This is a genomic window from Candidatus Rhabdochlamydia sp. W815 (genome assembly GCF_018642185.1).
In the GTDB taxonomy this organism is placed as follows: domain Bacteria; phylum Chlamydiota; class Chlamydiia; order Chlamydiales; family Rhabdochlamydiaceae; genus Rhabdochlamydia; species Rhabdochlamydia oedothoracis.
The window spans coordinates 1-1,016 of record NZ_JAAVTY010000192.1 but is presented as its reverse complement, the minus strand read 5'-3'; the positions used below and the strand labels follow the sequence as shown (position 1 = coordinate 1,016).

The 1,016-nt window shown below is 34.0% G+C and carries 3 protein-coding genes; 1 reads left to right on the top strand and 2 read right to left on the bottom strand.

Annotated elements, in window-relative coordinates:
• Window positions 1-146: transposase (locus RHOW815_RS08230; protein ID WP_215217795.1), on the top strand; the 146-nt coding region annotated here is incomplete at its 5' end.
• Here the strand turns inward: RHOW815_RS08230 and RHOW815_RS08225 are convergent.
• Together RHOW815_RS08225 and RHOW815_RS09525 are read right to left on the bottom strand one after the other, a co-directional pair.
• Window positions 118-588, bottom strand: coding sequence for a hypothetical protein (locus RHOW815_RS08225; protein WP_215217794.1), 471 nt, complete (start codon window positions 586-588; stop codon window positions 118-120). The two genes, RHOW815_RS08230 and RHOW815_RS08225, sit on opposite strands and share 29 nt — an antisense overlap.
• Window positions 589-759: 171 nt before the next feature.
• The coding region (locus RHOW815_RS09525) for a transposase (RefSeq protein ID WP_502757465.1) at window positions 760-1,016 on the bottom strand (257 nt) is incomplete at its 5' end.

Sequence of the window (1,016 nt, the reverse complement as noted above, 5' to 3'; positions counted from 1 at the left end):
TTATTCCCAAAAGATGGGTTGTAGAGCGTTCTTTTGCGTGGATAGAAAAATGTCGCAGGCTATGGAAAAATTGCGAAAGAAAACTACATACAAGCCTGAGTATGGTGGTTCTCGCTTTTATTGCTCTACTTTTGAAAAGATTTTAAACAGGCTCTGAGGATTTCTTTTTTTGCTATTTTTTATTTCTGTATAAATAGGATCCTTATTGCGAGAAACATTTAAAGGTCTTGTAAAATTTTCACTTTCTGCATCGCATTCAAAACCACTATCAAAAGCATGTAGAGTATAGCGGGCTTGAGGGATCGGACAAGATTTTCTTGCAAAGCATTTATGGAAAAATCCCATGATTTTTTTCAGTAGACTTTTTTCTTTAGTTACTCGTTGAGAAGCCAGCTTATAAAGAGGATTAGAAATAGCCCTCCCAGAAGGATGTGTTGCCCAAGGAATAGGAGGAGGATTATTTTTTTCGAATTCTTTACTCTCTTTTCGAGAATCGCCTTTTAATTCTGCATATATAGGATCTACAGATAAGAGGGTAAATGTAAATGTAACAAAAGTATCCCTAATTTCACTTCGATATCTTGTCATAAATTCAAAAAATGCATTTTTTACATTTTTTGAGGATAAATTTAGTGAATGTTGTAAGTAATTTTCTACTATATCTGATTTCTCATGATTTTTAGCCTGGGAAATAGAAAATTGTTCTCCCATAGCCTCTTGAAAAACATTTTTTAAGTTTTCATATATACTAGTGCCGATTCAAACGGCTAGCTTAATGGGATTTAAGTCAACGACTTGAAACTTGTCGTTTATCCTACATTTCAAAATATCTGTTATTTTCGGTATCTCTTCTAAGAAGAATCCTCTAATTGCCTGAAAAAAAGTCACCGACGTTTCGTAATATCGATTGTATACCTTCTTTTCCTTTAAGATCTTCCACAAGCGTTCAATAGGATTCAAATTCGGCGAATAAGGAGGGAGATAGTGCACTTTAATCCTAGAAGACATCAGAAACT